At 38.1% G+C, this 19,220-nt stretch carries 14 protein-coding genes; 3 read left to right on the top strand and 11 right to left on the bottom strand.

The window, feature by feature from the left end; genetic code table 11:
* Positions 1–409: 409 nt before the first annotated feature.
* The gene (gene rlmH, locus EFB00_RS08430; RefSeq protein ID WP_122646389.1) at positions 410–889 is read right to left on the bottom strand and encodes a 23S rRNA (pseudouridine(1915)-N(3))-methyltransferase RlmH; all 480 of its coding nucleotides are present in this window, start codon (positions 887–889) and stop codon (positions 410–412) included.
* 362 nt (positions 890–1,251) lie between these two features.
* Between rlmH and EFB00_RS08425 the strand changes: the two genes are divergently transcribed.
* On the top strand, positions 1,252–2,550 hold the full coding sequence (locus EFB00_RS08425) for a S1C family serine protease (protein WP_122646388.1): 1,299 nt from the start codon (positions 1,252–1,254) through the stop codon (positions 2,548–2,550).
* A gap of 30 nt (positions 2,551–2,580) precedes the next feature.
* Here the strand turns inward: EFB00_RS08425 and ytpR are convergent, their stop codons facing one another.
* The 3 genes from ytpR to EFB00_RS08410 all read right to left on the bottom strand — a co-directional run bounded on the left by ytpR (position 2,581) and on the right by EFB00_RS08410 (position 4,138).
* On the bottom strand, positions 2,581–3,192 hold the full coding sequence (ytpR, locus tag EFB00_RS08420; protein ID WP_122646387.1) for a YtpR family tRNA-binding protein: 612 nt from the start codon (positions 3,190–3,192) through the stop codon (positions 2,581–2,583).
* Between the two features lie 133 nt (positions 3,193–3,325).
* A complete protein-coding gene (locus tag EFB00_RS08415; protein ID WP_122646386.1) occupies positions 3,326–3,784 on the bottom strand; it encodes a universal stress protein in 459 nt (152 codons plus the stop codon).
* Positions 3,785–3,799: 15 nt separating this feature from the next.
* On the bottom strand, positions 3,800–4,138 hold the full coding sequence (locus EFB00_RS08410) for a thioredoxin family protein (RefSeq protein ID WP_420889761.1): 339 nt from the start codon (positions 4,136–4,138) through the stop codon (positions 3,800–3,802).
* Positions 4,139–4,367: 229 nt separating this feature from the next.
* Here EFB00_RS08410 and EFB00_RS08405 point away from each other — a divergent pair, with 229 nt between their 5' ends.
* Positions 4,368–5,627, top strand: coding sequence for a cytochrome P450 (locus EFB00_RS08405; RefSeq protein ID WP_122646384.1), 1,260 nt, complete (start codon positions 4,368–4,370; stop codon positions 5,625–5,627).
* A gap of 150 nt (positions 5,628–5,777) precedes the next feature.
* Here the strand turns inward: EFB00_RS08405 and EFB00_RS08400 are convergent, their stop codons facing one another.
* The 3 genes from EFB00_RS08400 to EFB00_RS08390 form a co-directional block, all read right to left on the bottom strand.
* Positions 5,778–7,037: a coiled-coil domain-containing protein gene (locus EFB00_RS08400; RefSeq protein ID WP_122646383.1), complete on the bottom strand. Its 1,260-nt coding sequence runs from the start codon at positions 7,035–7,037 to the stop codon at positions 5,778–5,780.
* Between the two features lie 16 nt (positions 7,038–7,053).
* The gene (locus EFB00_RS08395) at positions 7,054–7,569 is read right to left on the bottom strand and encodes a hypothetical protein (RefSeq protein ID WP_122646382.1); all 516 of its coding nucleotides are present in this window, start codon (positions 7,567–7,569) and stop codon (positions 7,054–7,056) included.
* A gap of 369 nt (positions 7,570–7,938) precedes the next feature.
* On the bottom strand, positions 7,939–8,313 hold the full coding sequence (locus EFB00_RS08390; protein ID WP_122646381.1) for a YxeA family protein: 375 nt from the start codon (positions 8,311–8,313) through the stop codon (positions 7,939–7,941).
* Positions 8,314–9,080: 767 nt separating this feature from the next.
* On the opposite strand from EFB00_RS08390, the gene EFB00_RS08385 reads away from it, so the two are divergent.
* A protein-coding gene (locus EFB00_RS08385) for an IS3 family transposase (protein ID WP_122646380.1) occupies positions 9,081–10,243 on the top strand; the annotation gives its coding sequence in 2 pieces (ribosomal slippage) (positions 9,081–9,357 and positions 9,357–10,243; 1,164 coding nt in all).
* A gap of 1,016 nt (positions 10,244–11,259) precedes the next feature.
* On the opposite strand, the gene EFB00_RS08370 is transcribed toward EFB00_RS08385, so the two are convergent.
* From EFB00_RS08370 to EFB00_RS08355, 4 genes are all read right to left on the bottom strand, one after another.
* A complete protein-coding gene (locus tag EFB00_RS08370; protein ID WP_122646379.1) occupies positions 11,260–12,090 on the bottom strand; it encodes a class C sortase in 831 nt (276 codons plus the stop codon).
* A gap of 91 nt (positions 12,091–12,181) precedes the next feature.
* Positions 12,182–14,059, bottom strand: coding sequence for a SpaH/EbpB family LPXTG-anchored major pilin (locus tag EFB00_RS08365; RefSeq protein WP_002306734.1), 1,878 nt, complete (start codon positions 14,057–14,059; stop codon positions 12,182–12,184).
* On the bottom strand, positions 14,056–15,477 hold the full coding sequence (locus EFB00_RS08360) for a SpaH/EbpB family LPXTG-anchored major pilin (RefSeq protein WP_086309871.1): 1,422 nt from the start codon (positions 15,475–15,477) through the stop codon (positions 14,056–14,058). Before EFB00_RS08360 ends, EFB00_RS08365 begins: the two co-directional genes overlap by 4 nt.
* A 2-nt stretch (positions 15,478–15,479) precedes the next feature.
* Positions 15,480–18,932 carry a SpaA isopeptide-forming pilin-related protein gene (locus EFB00_RS08355; RefSeq protein WP_122646378.1) on the bottom strand — a complete coding sequence of 1,151 codons (3,453 nt, stop codon included), beginning with the start codon at positions 18,930–18,932 and terminating at the stop codon, positions 15,480–15,482.
* Between the last annotated feature and the right edge of the window lie 288 nt (positions 18,933–19,220).

Genomic DNA, 19,220 nt, shown 5'->3' with positions numbered 1-19,220 from the left:
TTTTTGGGTATAAGAAAAGGCCAATGACGTGATTGTCATTGACCTTCATGGGTATAATATATATTTATAATTTCTGTTAAATCCTTCTTTAAATATGAAAGAAGCTTACTTAAAGATAATCATATCTCAACTTCTTATCACATTTCGTAACTTTAGTTAAAATAATTATCTTTAAATCTTCTATCTCTCAGGATGCATTCAGTATTTTTTCCAATAAGTCAGATTATTATCCAAGCTTAATATTCAAATTCATTCACTCAGGGAGTTTACTGTCAGTCCCAACTTCTCCATACGCTAAATATCCATATTCAATAATTATATCAGATAAACCCCAACTCCCCCATACCATACCCCTGCAATTCACCAATGAAAACCTTGCTATATCAATATTCCCTTTCCAAAAATATCATCATTTATGATACGGTTCCCCACGATTTATCCGATACGCCCGATAGATCTGTTCTACTAATATCAGCCGCATGAGTTGGTGAGGATAAGTCATTTTGCCAAACGAGATTTGGGTATTGCTGCGATCGATGACGGATGTCGCTAAGCCTAACGAGCCGCCGATCACAAAAGTTAGATGGCTTTTTCCTTGGGTTCCTAATTGATCGATTTGTTTGGCGAAGGCTTCGCTGGAAGGGTTCTTGCCCTCGATTGCTAATGCGAAAACATATTCCGAATCTTTGATTTTTGCCAAGATCCGTTCGCCTTCTTTTTCTTTGACCTGAAGCATCTCTGCTTCGCTGAGGTGTTCCGGTGCTTTTTCATCGGGAACCTCCACTAACTCGATCTTCGTATACGCGCCTAGTCGTTTGACATACTCAGCGATTCCTTGGACTAGATATTTTTCTTTTAGTTTTCCTACTGAAATAATTTTGATTGTCATAATTTCTCCTTGAGTTCTGCTATTGTTATTATTTAAAGATATGAACAAAGTTATGCACACTAATCACAGGTTTATCCACAGAAATAAACCAGATAAATCCTATTATAAAGGAATTTCTGATGCAAACGTATGTTTAGGTCCTTTTTTATTCACTATATCCACATTTCTGTGGAAAGTACTATCCCCTTTTTTTCTACTACTTATTTTAACTTTTTCCACACGAATTGTGGAAAATATCTCCTTAATTTTACAATTTTTTTATCGTGACTTTTTCATATTTTTTTCAAATTCATTCATTAGACTAAACTCAGCAATAAATAATATACTATATTCATGGATGTCAAACTTAGGAGGTAATATACATGGAAAGAAAAGAAGTAAATCCAGATTCAAAAAAAACATCTGGAGGTTTTTTAAAGCGGTTTGCCATTGGTGTGCTTGGTGGTATCGTGGGCGCTTTGATCACAGTAGGCGCATTTTATCTTTTGAATGGTTCGGGAAGCAATCCTACTAATAATGCAGGCAATACCAATGACAAAGGCGAAACCGTAGTAAGCAACGTGAAAGTCAATGCAGACAGTGATATCACTGAAGCGGTGGATAAAGTCCAAGATGCGGTAGTGTCGGTCATCAATCTGCAAAAGCAATCTCAAAGTTCTGAATTAGGACCATGGGGCGGCTTGTTTGGACAAGACGAAGGCACGGAAAATTCTGAAGGCTCAGACGACTCCGGCGAAATGCAAGAATCCAGCGAAGGCAGCGGCGTCATCTATAAAAAAGACGGCAATAGTGCTTACGTTGTAACTAATAACCACGTTGTCGAAGGGCAAGATGGATTAGAAGTCGTTTTGAAAGACGGAACAAAAGTCACTGCTGAACTTGTGGGAACAGATGCTTATACTGACTTGGCTGTATTAAAGATTTCATCAGATAAAGTCGATACTGTCGCAACCTTTGGCGACTCCAGCGAATTGAAAGTCGGCGAACCTGCGATTGCTATCGGTTCACCATTAGGTTCTCAATATGCCAACTCTGTCACTTCAGGGATCGTTTCATCATTGAATCGTCAAGTATCTAATACAACAGAATCCGGTGAAGCAGTCAATATCAATGCGATCCAAACTGACGCTGCTATCAATCCTGGGAATTCCGGCGGTCCATTAGTAAATATCGAAGGTCAAGTCATAGGGATCAACTCAAGTAAGATCGCCAGCACCAGCAGTTCTGCTTCCAATGTCAGCGTAGAAGGTATGGGCTTTGCGATCCCAAGTAATGATGTTGTCACTATCATCAATCAATTAGAAAAAGACGGCAAAGTGACTCGACCAGCACTAGGAATCACTATGCGGGATCTTTCAACCATCTCTTCGCAACAACAAGAACAAATTCTAAAAGTTCCTTCTTCTTTGAAAAATGGTGTCGTTGTCTTGTCTGTTGTTAACGCAACACCTGCTGAAAAAGCTGGTCTAAAACAATATGACGTTATCACAAAGATCGATGGCAAAGAAGTTACTTCAACTACTGATTTGCAAGCAGCTCTTTACAAGAAAAAAGTCGGTGACTCCATCGAGATCACTTTCTATCGTGAATCTAAAGAACAAACAGTCACTGCTGAATTGTCCATCGATCAGTCAACATTGCAAAAATCACAAAACAACTAAAAAAAGAACGGGATACGATCCCGTTCTTTTTTATTTTCCAATTGTAAAAGCTTCACCGACAACCGCGTCAGCTGGCAATTCTAGAATTCCTTTTTTTGTTGGCGCGTTTGGCAGATGAAGTTCACGGGCTGAACAGATCATTCCGTAACTTTCAACGCCCCGCAAAACGCCTGGCCAGATCATCATTCCATCGGGCATCATAGATCCTGGTTTAGCAACGACTACTTTTAAGCCCGCCTTGATATTCGGCGCGCCGCAAACGATCTGTAATGTTTGTCCACCGTCTACTTCTGTTTCAGTGATAGACAAATGATCGCTGTCGGGATGTTTTTCGCAAGTCTTCACATAGCCCACCACGAATTTTGGTTCGTGATCGTATGCCAACACATCCGAAAACCCTGCTTCTTTGATCAAACGGTTCAATTGATCGACTTGTTCATCTGTCAATTCTACCGCTCCATTGCCCGATACCGTCAAATAATTGGAAATATGAAAAAAGTTCCAACCGACAACGGTTCCGTCAACAGTTTGGATCCGCGTCACATTTGATCGGCGTTCAGCAGTCTGATCTGATCCATGATCATCAGCAGTGATCACCATCAGTGTATCGCCTACTTGTTCTTTATTGTATGCAAAAATCACTCGTTCTTCCTCCTAAAATCTACTCTGCGTTTTATCATAACAAAATATTGTCAGTTCGTCATGAAAAATCGCAGCTTCTTAGAAAGAGCTTTAAAAATCTTTTTGTTTTTTTAATTCTTCGATCAAGAAGAGCCTATCTTTCTTTTTCGTCAGTAACAACTAATACGTCACATGGCGCTTGTCGAATGATATGACTGGCAACACTGCCGGTCATAAAACGTTCCACCGCATTCAAGCCGGATTGCCCCACCATGATCAAGTCGATATTGTATTTTTCCGGCAGTTGTCGTGCCATCGTATCCTTTGGTGAACCGTAAGCGACGATTCCTTCGATCGCTTTGAAATGAACAGAAGCACCGTATTCTTTGCATTCTTCGATCATTTCTTTAGCAGATTCTGTTTCCTGTTCGATGATATTTTGATTCAAAGCGCCATAGCCCATCATATCATAGAATTGTTGCTCGATGACATTCGCCACGTAGATCTTACCTTCATTACGACGCGCGACTTCTACTGCCTTTTTAAATGCTTCTTTCGCCTGATCGGAACCATCGATACCGACAAGAATGTTTTTATACGCTTGTGACTCCATAGTAGTTACCTCCCATTATGCTTGTATGCTGGATAAAAAGCTTTCGATTTCTTCTTTCGTTTTACGATCTTTATTTACTAACCGGCCCAGTTCTTTGCCGTCTTTGATCACTACAAAACTAGGAATACCAAAAATATTCCATTCCGCCGCTACATCGATATAACGGTCACGGTCTACTTCGATAAATTGCCATTCAGGAAAATCTTTTTCGATCTCAGGCATATATGGTTTGATGAAATTACAATCTCCGCACCAACCTGCCGTGAAGAAAAAGACATTTTTTCCTTTCTCTACATAGGTTGATAACTCTTCTAAACTTTTAGGTGTAATCATTCGTTTGCCTACTTTCTCTATATTATAGGTAAATTATACACCTTTCTTTTTCTCTCACAAACAGATTTATCTTTTTAGCAGTCTTCCGTCCTTTATTGCTTTACCAATTATTCACCGCAAACTTGATATTTTATTATATGTGTCTGAAAATCTTTCGCTGATTTTAAAAAGGTCTGCTTTTACGAAAGTGTTTTCTTTGTCAGTGTTTTTAAAATGGATTAAGCTAGAATTAAAGACAGGAGGAATGGACATGAAAAAGATACCAGAAATAAAAATAAAAGCAGCGGATATCAAAGCCCTCTACCAAGCCGGCTACGACGCTCTTGCTGAATTGAGAGAAGAAGCCGCGGCACCAGTGGTCAAAGCCAGCTTTTTCAACAAGGAAATCATCGTCGTTTACGGACAAGAAGCCGCGAAAAAATTCTATGATTCTGAAAACTTCAAACGCAAAGGCGCGATGCCTGAAATCGTCTTGAAAACATTGATGGGTCAAGGTGGAGTCCAAACATTAGACGGTGCTGCCCATCGTCACCGCAAAGCGGTTTTCATGGATTTAATGACTCCTGAACGGATGGAAGAGTATCATCAAATCTTGGATCGTAAATTGTCAGAAGCCTTGGAAAAACAACATGGGCACTTTGAATTGTTCAATTTAAGCAAAAACGTCTTTTTCGAAGCCATCTGCGAATGGTCAGGAATCAATTTAGGGAGTTATTCTCCTCAAGAGATCGACGAATTAGCCAGCTGTCAAATCTCGATGATCAGCGGTGCCGCAGCTTCACCAGTGACACACCTCAAAAGTCGTGCCGACCGTAAAAAGTCAGAACTTTGGGCACAACAACTGATCGAAACTGCTCGCAAACATCCTGTTGAAAACAAAGAAAACGTGGCGTTGTATGCTTTTGCCAACGCCACGGATTTAAACGGCGAACGACTGCCTCTTGAGATTGCGGCAGTTGATCTGTTGAATATCATCCGCCCAACTGTAGCACTAACTGTCTGGGCTGCCTTGATGGGGCATGCGCTGTTCAGCCGTTCTGATATTTATGAAGCATTAAAAGAAGATTTTGATGAGCTGCAAGATTCATTTATCCAAGAAATGCGGCGGTATTATCCATTTTTCCCAATGATCCCTGCTATCAGCTTAAAAGAAGTTGAGATCGACGGCTATCGTATTCCTAAAGACAGTTGGGTCGTTTTAGACCTTTATGGTACAGACCATGACCCACGTTCTGTCAAAGAGCCCTTTACATTTGTCGTCGACCGTTATAAAGGACGTACCAAAGAGATTTCTTATGAAGAAGAATACGAAATGTTGGCGCAAGGCGGCGGCGATTTCCGCAAGATGCATCGTTGCGCCGGTGAATGGATCACCCTTCACAGCTTGCGGGTTTTCAGCGATCAGCTCGTCAACAAACATCACTTTATCATCCCTGAACAAGACTGGTCGATTCCTATGAACCGCTTCCCGACTTATCCGAACAGCAGAGTGTTGTTGTATAGGGATTAGGGATTTGTTGAAAGAATCAAAAGAAGTTTGTGAGTTCTAGGACTGATGGGGATTTTCTGTCAGTCCTAGAGTTTTGTGAAAAAAGAGGAAACGCTGTGGCGTTTCCTCAAAATGATATAATCAATATGAACTGTAAATCTGAATTCCCCATCACTGCTTCGCAGAACCATTCCCATGTCCTGGACTATAGTTTGCGGCTTCTGCCACTGTGATCAGACTGAAATTATTAGGATTTTTGACTTGTCCATAAGTTTTACCGCTCGAAACTTTCAAGAATTTATATCCGTCTGGTGCTTGATACCAGCCTCCTGAAAGTGTTGGTTTGCCCGCTGTAGAAGAATTATTGGCTTGTGAGGCTTGTTGTTTTGCTGCCTCGGCTGCCTTTTCTGCCGCGGCTTTTTCTGCTTGCTCTGCTTTTTTCTTTGCTTCTGCGATCCGTTGTTTGCTGTTATCGGAATAATCGTCGTATTTTTCTTGCAAAGCTTGATAGTCAGCAGCTAAATCGCCCGGCTCATAATCTTTTAGGGCAAGAGAAGCATTCAATGTTTTGCTGGCTTTGTTTAATTCATCTTTTTCTTCTGAAGTTAGATTTCCTGAAGAAAGCAGCGTTTTAGTTGATTGGATGATTTTTGTTGCATCTTTTTTATTTTCTTTGAAGTCTTTTTCGCTTTCTTCCTGTTTACTTTGCAGAAGGTCTACTAAATCTTGTGAATCGCTTTTCCGACTTTCAATAGCTGCAAGTTCAACAGCGTCATCGAAATACTTGGCGTTTTCTTTTTGATCTTTTTCCAGTAATTTCTTATCTTCTGAAGTCAGATAATCTTTTTTAGTCAGTTCTTCTGAGGTTTGATTCAGCTTTTTCAGATCTTTCGATAAAGCAATCAATTGTGACTGATTATCTTCCATTTCCGTTGCTAACTCGTCTACCTCTGTCGCCAGCTCTCGAATCGGCTGAACTTTTTTTGATGAAGTTAGTGCTGTTAATTCTTCTTTCAGCTCTTCGACTTGTTGAACATCATCATCTAAAATAAATGCTTCCTGACTTTTTGTTTCAATCACTTTTAAATCATTCGTCAGTTGTGCCAATTCATCCTGTGCCGCTTGCGCCTCGTTTGCAACAATGTTTTTCTGCGCCGCTGCTATGTATTTCTTTTCCTGGTCGATCTTGGCTCTAAGAGTACGTCGTGTAGCACTCTTCTCCGCTTTGTCGATCGTTGCCATTTCTTGCTTTAACTGTTTTTGATCTGCTTCTGAAATGAATTCAGAATCTAATAATTTTTTTATTTTTACTTCCTGCTTGTTCTGCTGCTCATAAGTCGTTTGATACGCTTGCGCATTCGTCGTTGTCGCTACGATCCCTGTTGCAGAAAAGGCTAAAATAATCCCTAACAATTCCCGTCTCAATTTCATCTTTTTCACTCTCCGCCTACACTAAGTCTTGCTTACGCTGTTCAATTGATTTTTTATACCAACTCAAAGAAATCTCCATCTCTTGTTCCAATGATTGACTATCCAATAAATAATCATGATAGTTCTTTATCTCTGTGGTGATCCTTTGCAAATCAGCAGCCGCTTTTTCATCGTTCCAGTCTTCTGCATCATTCAGCATTTTGATCAGTTCATCTGACTCATGATCAAAATAATGTCTCAACTGATAGTCGATGAAAAAGACAAGTTCTTTGTTTTTCAACGTTTCAGGATCATGTTCTTGTAAAAATTTGATCAGTTTATCGTAATTTCTGCTTTCAACACGTGAACGAACTGCGTAATAAAGCGCCACTGCCATGGCAAGAACGTAGAGAATAAATGGATTAATCCGTATAAGATCCAACCACACAAAAATACTGACACCCACGATCAATGCGAAAGACACCAACGCCAATCTTCCTTTATACTGCTGATGCTTCTGATATAGCGATAAGATATATTTATACTCGCTCATGCTACCAACTCCCTAAATTAGTTATCTTATAGCCAATGATAGCTCTTTCTAAAATCACTGACAATCTTTTTTAGCATTTTGGTACGTTTTTAGGTGTTTTTATTAGAGAAAAAACCAATATTGTACTCTTGAGCAATCAAATAGCCTTTTCAAGAATCATTTGATTTTGTTGGAATATCAATTGCAAACACCTCATCACATAAATTCTCTTTCTAAAAATAAAAAGCCAGAAATACTGTTTAAAAGTATTTCTGACTTGGGATTTCATTTTTATTTGAGAAATGGTTATATAAGATTTGTAACTGTCAAGAAGTTCACTATATAGGATTTATTGATCCTTCACAGTTTTTTAATCTTGACCGATATACGTTACTTGATTTTTTCTAGTGCCTTTTGTGGAACATCTTTTTCAGGAACCTCTTCGTATGTCTCAACATGAGCGCCTTTATTGGTCAATTTTAGGTAATGGCCTTTTTTCAGTTCCTGCATCCCAGTAAATTCTATCGTTCTTGTCGTACCATCAGAAGATGCAGCTGTTTGTTTATACATTGCTGTACCATGTTCATTGACTGATTCAGGTGCCTGTGTTTTGACATAGACTTCACTTTCTGGAATTAGCGGATTTAATTGATCAAAAAGGGCAGCCACTTCTCCCGATGAATTCTTGGTGTACAACAACGCACCCCCACATAGAAGCAAAATAAAAATCCCTACTGACAATACTACTTTTACAATTGTTTTCATAACTCTCTCCTTTCGAATATATAACTATACTAACAAATATAAATCTTAACTAATCGGGCTTAAGACCTAAACTGTGGTAACAGTATTGAAAGGTTTTTGTAAGGAGAAGTCGGGTTGGATATGTGTTTATGTAAAAATTGTAGGGAGCGGGATTGTGGGAAAGATTCTGCATTTCTGCATCAAGTTTTCTTTTCAAGAGAGGTTGGGAGCTCTGAATTTTTTGAAAAGTAAAAAGCCAGAAACGCTAAATGTCGGCGTTTCTGGCTAGAAAAATTTTATTACCCCACTGACCCTTCCAATGACTCTTTTGGGAATCAGAGTAAAGGAATAAGCTTTGTATAGATATTTCATTTAACAAATTACTATAGACTGACAGTATATAGCAGCAGATATTATCATCGGGAACGTAGCCAATATCGTAACCAAAACAGCAGGTAGAGAAGTTATTTGAGGATTCAAGTTATTCTGTTTCAGCTATGAAGTTAAGTTCATTTACTATAATTGAAGATAATTGATTTTTTTCTAAATGATTCACGTATTTTTTTAAGCTCTTTAGTAATTGTTGATTAAGGGTTATTGTATCTCTTTATTACAACTTAAGATATTTCTTACCTATCTGATTAGTTTCATATCTTTTTGAATTTCTTCCATATCAATAATCTTATGTTTATTTACGACTCAAAGATAAAGTTATGAATCGGCTACACTAGACTAGACAGAAAAAATAAGGTGTGTAGAATAATAAAAAACACACTGGAGGATTTTTCATGTCAAGACGTCAACGAAGAACCTATTCAAAAGAATTCAAACAACAAATCGTCGATCTCTATCTCGCTGGTAAGCCTCGCGCAGAAATTATTCGAGAGTATGAGCTTACGCCTTCTTCTTTCGATAAATGGATGAAGCAAGCACAATCAACGGGCTCATTCAAAGAAAGAGACAACTTAACACCAGAACAAGCAGAATTGATCGCACTAAGAAAGAAAAATAAGCAACTCGAAATGGAGAATGATATTTTAAAGCAGGCGGCGCTGATATTCGGACGAAAAGACAAGTAATTGATGCCAACAAGCATAAATATTCCATATCAGTGATGTGCAAAATTCTAAATATTTCTCGTCAAACCTACTATTATCAAGCGAAACCGATCGAAAATGAGTCCGACTTAGAAGAGATCGTTCAGGAAGAGTTTATTCGAAACCGAAAGGCTTACGGTACCCGAAAATTGAAGAAGTGTTTAGCAAAGCGTGGGCTTCAACTCAGTCGGCGCCGAATCGGTCGAATCATGAAACGCCGCGGATTGACATCTACCTATACGATCGCTCATTTTAAAGGGCAACGAACAGCTTGTAATGAAGCGAAAACAGCGAATGTATTAGATCGGACCTTTACACAAGAACAGCCATTGGAAGCCATCGTTACGGATCTTACTTATGTTCGCGTGGGGAAAAAGTGGCATTATATCTGCTTAATACTTGATTTGTTTAATCGAGAAATTATTGGTTATTCCTGTGGTGAGAAGAAAGATGCCTCATTGGTAAAAGAAGCCTTTGGACGGATACCGTATTCTTTAACAGACGTCAAGCTTTTTCATACAGACCGGGGAAAGGAATTTGATAACCAAACCATTCATGAGATTCTGAATGGTTTTGGAATTACTCGTTCATTGAGTAGGAAGGGTTGTCCGTATGATAATTCCGTTGCGGAATCAACCTATAAATCTGTCAAAGTAGAATTCGTGCATCAATACCAATTTGAGACACTGGCACAGCTACGTCTAGAATTGTTTGATTATGTGCATTGGTGGAACTATCTACGCTTACATGGCACGTTGGCGTATGAAACACCGATCCAAATTCGACAACAGAGATTGGCGAAGCGAATCCTTGATAATGAGCGCGGATCTGATACCTCTGGAGAGGCAGCCTAATTGAATGATTGTGCTTCTGCCGGAGAAAATCAGATCCGAGGATGCTCATTGTCAAGGGCAATCGGAGCCATAACACCGCAGCATTCACAACACCTTATAATTTTTGTCAAAAAAAGTGTTGCCATTCCATTATGGATAGTTGATCGATTAAGTACAATAGATATTTGCAAGAATTATCTAAATCTGAAAATAAAGTTGATTTTATCATCAAGATATTATAAAAAGAAGAAACGGTGACATAAGTCGCTAAAAAAGAAGCATGTGTAACTCTTCAGATCAATTCTCCCTATATTTAGTCGTCCAAGAGAATATGATTTAAGCGCAATGGGATTGACAAAAATAGATACTGGAAACATTGAAGATAAATATAAAAAATAAGGAGCACTCGAAAAAATAAGCCATTTTCGAGTGCTCCTTATTTTTTATAGAGTGTAACTAACTTATGTCACATCTCCAATTTATTCGTATTTCTTAGCGCTCAATTACTTACATAGATAGTTAAAAACATCAGCGCTACTTCCATCAACTAAGATTAGTGATTCAGTTAAATTAATATTTTGATAGAGATTAGATAAGACAACGATGATTGAACATCACATTGTAAATGATCATTGAAACTTTCGACACCTTATTTATTTTTTGTTAACGTCAAAGATTTGTAAACACTCCCAATTATTGATAGTATTCAAATGACACTAAGCAAGATCAAATCAGTCGTTTTCCATGTACTATTAAGAGACAAAAATGTGTATACGTACCAGTGATCAAGAGATAGATAGATCGAACAATGATCGAATACTTGGAAAACTTTCTTTACCTTTATAAAAATTAGACTATGAAATAATGTAGAAGAAAAGCAAATTTAATAACGCTGCGATTCCATGTGTAACTGTATTTAATACTTAATTGATGAATTCGTGCTTTCGTCTAAATTCTATCTCCATCTTATTACACTCCGTTTCATTCGTGAGATTCCACTATACACAAAAGATATTCTGTTTACGTAAACTATATACTTACTTTTTTAAAAATTTTATTAGGATCACTAAAAATAGCAACAAGAGCACACCGATCAAACCGCTTACAAGTAAAAATGCAGTACACTTTGCCTGTTTCACTTTTTCTAAGGATTCCTTTATTTCTTCTGGTTCAACAACGATTCTGTGTCCACGCACCAGTAAACGGTGACTGTTGATCATATACGGAGTACAAGTAACCAGTGTGACTAGATCTTGATCTTCTTGGATTTGCAGCGCTTCTGTTTCTGTGGGTTCTACGGTTTTGATTTGATCGACTTGATACGCAAGATACTGTCCGTTAATTTCAATATAAAAGTGATCTTTTATTTTTAATTGAGGTAAATTTGTAAACAATTTTGCTTGCGACAAGCCTCTATGGCTAGAAAGTACCGCATGTGTCGATTTGCCTCCAATAGGGTATGAGGTTCCCTCGAGCAGACAAGCTCCTTTTTCCAATAGTTTCATCGTTGTTTGATCAAAAATCGGTAAGTTGACATTGATTTTGGGGATCGTCAAAATACCGATCGTATGTTTTTCAAAATAGGTTTTGTCCGTTTTCACTGGTTCCTTTTTCTTAGTAAAGGGATCGACACCGGGATTTCCTCCTTTTTTTGCTAATTGCTGGTTTTTCTTTGTCATGTCTTTTTGGATTTTGGCCATGACTGCTTCATTTTCTTTTACTGCTTGTTGCTGATAATGAGAGATGATTTGCTGATCCAGGTAGTTATTCAGCGCATCGCTAACGAATGGATAAGCCAAGACGCCTATCCCTGACAGAAGCAGAAGAATCATCAGCAGATCTAGAAGTTTCCTTTTCTTTGGTTTCATTTGTGTTCTCCTTGTGATGACTGTTTGATAATAAAAGAAAAAGGAGCATTTGCGTAATCCGCTGCTCCTTTTTCCAATTCTTGCAAAAAGACTAAATCTGACTGTGCTTGCGTCTAGCAAAGTACAGTCCAGCAATCAATAGAAGGACTACTCCTGCACCGATATACACATAGATTCCCTTACCGCCTGTTGAAGGAAGTGTACCTTTGTGTTTATTTGGTATTTTTTCAGGAGAAATCAACTGTCCTGCTGTTACATAAGATTGTTCATCGATAGTAAATGCTACACGGTTTGTTAATGGAACATATTTTTCTGGCGCTTTCGTTTCTTCCAGATAGTACGTGCCATATTTTAGACCTGTCACATCGATTAAACCGTTACTTGTGGTTGTAAAAACCGTTGCTGATTCTTTCGCCGATACCCAGCTGACGGCTTTTGTGGATGGGTCGATCGATAAATATTTCGCTGTGTCACTATCTTGATCACGAACGACGAATTCTGCTCCAGCAAGTGTTTGATCTGATGTAACGTCACCATCTACTTTAACAAATCGTTTGCCCCCAGTAACGACATCGACTGACGGTGGTGTTTGATCATTTGTATGCCCGTTATCGACATTTGCTTGGTTAGAAAATCCTTTGGTTGGATCTGCTTTTTCGTTCAAATGCATATAGTAAACGAATTTCAATGTACCGCCAGGAGTTAATGAAGGAATATAATTCGGATCAACTGAAACCGTGAATCCGTTTGTTTGCTCAGTGACAGAATAATTTACTGGGTCGATTTCTTTATTTCCATCATATAAGGCATAAACATACGTTCCTGAAGAATCATTATCAAATGTTAAAGCAGCGTCATGAGTATCGATAAGTTTGAATGTTGTGTACTTGTTTTGCGTTCCTTCTTTATCAGCGATACCTAATGGGATATTGACAGAAATCTCATATTGAATTTTTTCACCGATTGCGACATCTTTTCCATTCAATTGAGGTGTTGTTTTATCAACTTTAGACGTATCATTTTTGATGGTCTTTTCTACTGGTGTTTGGCTATTTGCCAGGATCTCAAAAGGCGTGATTGTTTGCTTTTCAATCATTTCCGCATTATCAGGAGCTTTTACTTCTTCTAAATTATATTTTCCAACTTCTAAATGATTAACGATCAACTGGCCTTTTTCAATAGATGCCTCGGCAAAGTCATTGTTGCCGATGTCATAAGAATGACCAGTAATGAAATGTTTGGCTTTGGTTTGATCAGTTGTCCAAGTGTACAATCCATCTGTGACACTTTGGATGTATTTTTTGACGCTTGGTGTTCCTTCTTCTTTAGAAATAATAAATTCTGCTCCATTTAGTGCTTCGTTTTCGGCAGTACCGATTTTTGTAACTTTCAACGTTCCATCATTACCGACTGTATTTTTAGGGTAGAGATGGATAGTATCTAGTTCTTCTGTTCCGTATTTATAAGAGCCATCTGCTTGTTTGATCATCTCATATACAGGGAAAGCTAAAACCATGTTTGCGGCAGCTGACACTCCGTCTTTTGGTTCTTCTTTGATCGTGTAGACTGCATCTTTCCCATTTTGTTTTTTAGGTAAAGATAAAGTGACATTTCCATCAGCATCTGTCGTTCCTGAAGCAACTGGTGTACCAGGAGTCAAAGACTGGACTGCTTGTTTTGCTGCATCCACGGACGCTCCTTTATCTCGTTGCGCATAAAATTCTTGAGTGACGTTATAAACTGAAAATGAAATATCGGCTAATCCTTGGTATTGATCGAATTCACTCATTTCTTTCCCACTGTTTTGAATCAAAGGATCGGGTAAATCAGTCATTTTCTTTTTATGGAGAATGACTTGAGCTGCTGTCTCCTCTGCAAACACTTTTTTTGCGCCGAAGCTGTTTGTGAGTAATGGTAAAATAAGGAAAAGTACTCCTAACATAACGTTTATTTTTTTATGATTTTTCATTTTTTCACTCCTGTTCTTTTTTTGATAAACAACCAGATTGCAAAGCTTGCGAATACCATACCAACAACGCCTAAAAGTGTATTTTTCGTTTCGTTTGTTTTTGGAAGAAATGGACGGCTATTTTCTTTTTTATTGACTACTTTCAATATACTGTCCGCCTCTTTCTCCTCAGAAAGAAAAGTTGAAATGGTAAACGGAATTTCTGTTTCACTTAAAATATAACCAGAAGGTGCTTCGATCTCTTTTAATCGATAACTTCCTGTTTTCAACCCGGAAATTGAAAAAGCGCCATTTTTATCGGAAATCAGGTGAAGCGCATCTGATTCGTTCTTTGTCCACTTGTATCCGTTGGCTGTTTGCTGGAGGTAATTTCCTGCTTTGTTTTTAATAAGGAATACTGCGCCAGCTAATCGTTTATCTGGTTTATTTGTCTCGATTTTGACAAATTGCTTACTCCCTGTATATACAGAGACTTTCTTTGTACTGATACCAAAACCAAAATCCAGTGTTCCGTTGTTGTTGATTTCCTTGTTCGCCTGTGCTGTACTGCTTAGCTGCATCTGATAAGAAATGGTCAGTTTTTTTCCAGCATATTTTTCCAACGAAGGGATCGAAAATAAAACATCAAATCCGTGAGGTTTTTTGTGTATGACAAAGCCTTCTGTCAGCTTTTCTCCATTCGATGAAATCGTTAAACTATTAGGTAAAAACGTTAATGCTCCATCCGCACTATCTGATAATACGAATTTTTGATAGTCTAAGATATTCATAGGGATCGTCGTGTGCAAGGAATAAGTGACTTTGTCACCAATCGTAAAATTATCCCTCGTTTCTTCTAATACCTTCTCAAAAGGTGGATCAGGGTAGTCGTTTTCTTCATTTTTAGGATACAAATGGATAGTTGAAAGTTTTTGATTGTTTTGTCCATGTACAGGAAGAACAACTACCATATTCTCTGCCTTTTCTTTGACGACTTCTGGTGCTTTGGATTCAATGAAAAGATACGCTTTATCTCTTTTTTCTTGATCTTTAGCGGCCAGAGAAAAAGAAGCGATACCATCTTCGTTGTTAAGAGTTGTAGTTGTTGCTTCTGCGGTAAACGTACCGGAAGACGCACCGTTTTTTGCGATCTCTGTTTGTGCTTCTTCTACCGTTTTGCCCTTTTCCCGTAGATGGTAAAAAGAATCTGTGACATCATAAACTTGGAATGTGACACCATTTAATCCTCGATACGTTTGTAATAACGCTTTTTCTTGTCCGTCATTTGGATGATTTTTCGGCAGTTGCCCGTTTGGGAAAAGCAATTTGTGTAAAGTAATCTGAACCATTTCTGTTTCTGTTTCTGTTGCTGCCTGAGTAAAAGCTGGTTTAAATAGTAACAAGAAGAGACACATACTAAGCCAACCAAGTTTTTTCATATTTAGCAGCCCCCTCTTTCTTTTTTCAAAAAAAGATACCAAATAGAAAACGCACAACCAATCATCCCTACTAGATAGATTCCTAAGCGGCCAATTCCTCCCGTTTCAGGTAATGGTACTTTTGCCTGATTCGTGATGTCTAAAGAAATCTGGTTGTTTTTGGCTCCTGGGGAAAGAACAGACTCATACTCTTGTCCACCCACTTGAATCGACCCATCTTCTTTTATGATGATAGTAACTGGATCTTTTAGTCCTTGGTATCCTTCTGGTGTAAAGGTTTCGGTCAGCTTATAAGTTCCAGGTTTTAAATTTTCGAATAGAAAGGTGTCCGTTTCTTGTCCATCTTTTGGCAATTCTAAGTCCATTTCTGGTCCCTGCAGTCTGAATTTTGCTCCTTTTAATGTCTGTCCGTTGTCTTCTTTTTTGTGTACCGTTAGATCAAACGCTTTTAGTCGATTTTGATGAGTGAGCGTCCATACATTATTTGTCATCTCGGTATTTTTTCCCGTGTAAATGATTTTTCCATATTTATCGATTTGGAATTCATAATTTCCCGGCGAAGTATCATATCCAGCAGGACCAGCTGTTTCAACGACTCGATATTTACCAGGTGTGAGTGAATCAAAACTGGCAAGACCTTTTTCATTCGTTGTTTGGCTGTCCATTGGCTGATAAGTACCATTTGCTTCTTTTTTCTGTAGGGAAAATGCTGCTCCTTTAAGATTTATCTCTTTGTCCGTCCCTTGCATCGCATACTTACGTACTGCTATAGGAATTTCAACAAAAGGATTTTCAATGGCCAACTGGATCGTATCATCGGAAGTAGTGACTGTTTTTCCATCAATGGTTACCGTACCCTCAGAAGCAATCTTGATTTCCCAAGTAGTCTTCTTGCTTAATTCATGACCTTCTGGAGCTTTTGTTTCTGTCAGTGTATAAGTCATTTCTTTTTGCAATTTGACATTTTCCGGAAGAGAATAGGTCCCATCACCATTATCAGTTAGTAAAGTATCAATAGAATCTCCTGTTAATTTGAAAACAGCGCCAATGAGATCCTTTTCTCCTGTAGAGGAATTTTTCGTTATTTTTAAGTCTAACGGTGTGAATTGTTTAGTATTCTTCCATGTCAGTGCATCTATTTGTTGAGAATCATATCCTGGTACAGGTAGTTCTTTGATTGTTTGGTAACTGAATGCTTGACCTTGATTATTATATTGAGGCAGTGATAGTATCTCTTGATAACTTTCTCCACTATTTGCAGAGAGTTTGTCGACGTCTGCACGTTCCCACGAATTTGTAGTATCTTTAGCTGGTTTAGTGATGCGGATATATCCGTTTTTCCAAGCTGCAGCATCTGTTGTATGGTTCCGTTGGATTTCAAAAGTGACTTGATCTGGACGATTAGCTGGATTATTGTCAAATTCTTCCCATAATTTTTTGATGTGAAGATTGACTCCGGGAGCTTTAGCAGATGGTATACCGAATTCAGCTAATTCGTCAGTGTCAATACTTGGTTGGAAAGTCGTCCTACCGTTCATTTGATACCAGAAATTCGGGTGGAAGTCCTCATTTTCTGTCTGGATCCTCACTTGGTAATGAATTTGGATTTCTTGGTCTTTTCCTAAATAAATCTGATTGCTCTTGATTGTATTTCCGTCTATAGAAATAGTTGGAGTAACTGTTGTAGGGTTTGTTCCCACGCTTTTGACTGAAAGTGTACCAGGTTGATAAATAAATGGTTCTGCGATTGGATCATTTATTTGTCCATTACTTACAGTTGCTGAGATCTGTACAGCTTTTTTGGCTAGGTATTCAGAGATATCTGTTGCATGATCAGCTGATTCATAGTAAAGATCGCCTTTTTCATCTGATGAAACCATTTGTCGCATACGAGACTCTACTTCTGCTTTTGAGAGACCAGCTGCCGGATCGCTTTGAAGTTGGATGCCAAGACCATGTATTTCGATTCCTCGTTCTTTGAGTGCCATCGCTTCTCCGATGGTTGCGATAAACGTACTGTCGATTCTTCTGGATAGATTGTTTTGGTCAGGTGCATCATAGCTTCTTGCAATTCGAGAAGTATTTCCCGGCTGATCTTGCGTATTAGAAAACTGAGTTCCGTAATAATTGCTGCTTGATTGTGCGTGTACCCGCTGTACTTTATAGGAAAATGTTGGTACACCATCCGTCAGCAAAACGATCACTTTTTTATGTCCATTTGGAACGGATAGCATGTCTCCTGCATCTCTTAGTCCTTTTTGTGTAAAAGTACCGCCATTTGTCCATGAAGGTGTAATGGATTTTACTTGATTTTTCACTGAATCAAATGAACCCATCTGTACTGCACCGTTACTGTAGCTATATCCTTCGCTTGAGTAGCCGACATATCCCATATTGATTTTGTCTGTGATACCGCTATCTGCTAAAGTATCGACAAAACGATCGACACCAATCTTTACTTCACCGATCCGATTATTGTCGTTCATACTTCCAGACCAGTCTACGACCAATACGAGATCAAGAGGAGTGATATTTTTTTGAGTATTTCCTCGAACATTCAGATACAAGTCAAACAATCCAGGAGTCGCTGTCTCTTTGGCAAATTTTCGGATGGCATAATCGGCATCCTCTTTTTCCCCACCATATTCAATATAAGAATTGTTGCGATTGGTTGGATTGCCATCCCACCCATTCAGCCCGTCCCATTGCTGTTGTCCTTGGCGATTGCCCTGATGATTACGCACATATTGACTATTATCCGGTTGCCACATTGCCTTAGGGTATGTTCCTTGCTCATCTGTGGTATATTCTGGTTCAATCGTAGCTAACCCCTTAGGTTTCAACTGTGCATTAAATAATTGTGGTTGTTCAAACGGACGATATTCGTCTTTATCTAACGATGAATCATCCGATATCTCATGATTTTCATAAGAAGTTGATGTTTCAGACGTTTTTTCATTTGTTTGTGCAGTTTCCTGATTCTTATTATCTATAGAAAATGAAAAGGAAACAGGTTCGGATAAAAGTAACTGACCCGTTTTTTCTTCTATCTGAATATTGAGTTGAAATTCTTTGCTCGTACTCGGCAACTCAATGGTCCATTCTTTTTCTTCAATAGTTTGAGAAAAATAACCTGCTAGCCATTTTCGTTGTTGTTCATCTGTGTATTCTTGATATTCCTGAGAAACATAAGAGGAAAGCAGATTCGTTTCAGGTGCATCTTTTGAATGTAGCTGGAATAAAAATCGGGTTTCTTGCGTTTGCGCATTTAATCGATACAAGATCGTTAGCTGATGATCTATTTTCCTAATACTTACTTTGCCGTATTCATTATTTAATACTTCTATGGTTGATTCTTCATTGGCTGCCACAGTCTCCCCTTTTTGGAAATGGAAATAGGTGACGAAAAATAGAGAAAATAGACAGAAAACGATAAAATAATTTCGCTTCTTCATTTATGGATACCTCCTTAGAAAAAATTTAATATTCAATTAGATAATATAAAAAAAAGAAAAAATTCACTAATCTTTCTAGTTCTCTTCTCTTTTGGCTCTAACTATTCAATCAGAGTTATTTTAAAGGAAATTAAACTTGAGATAGATTAATAAATATATCTAATAATTAGTTATTGAAAATAGGTTATTTATTCTTTTCTCTCAAAAAATATACTCATTAAGTGGTAATTTTGAGATAAATTAAAAAAAAATATTTCTAAATCCTGTATAGTTTTTTTAGAAAATCGA

This window comes from Enterococcus mediterraneensis (assembly GCF_900604485.1).
GTDB classification, from domain to species: Bacteria; Bacillota; Bacilli; order Lactobacillales; family Enterococcaceae; genus Enterococcus_C; species Enterococcus_C mediterraneensis.
The sequence above is the reverse complement of the archived record's forward strand: the minus strand, read 5'-3'. Positions and strand labels throughout refer to the sequence as shown.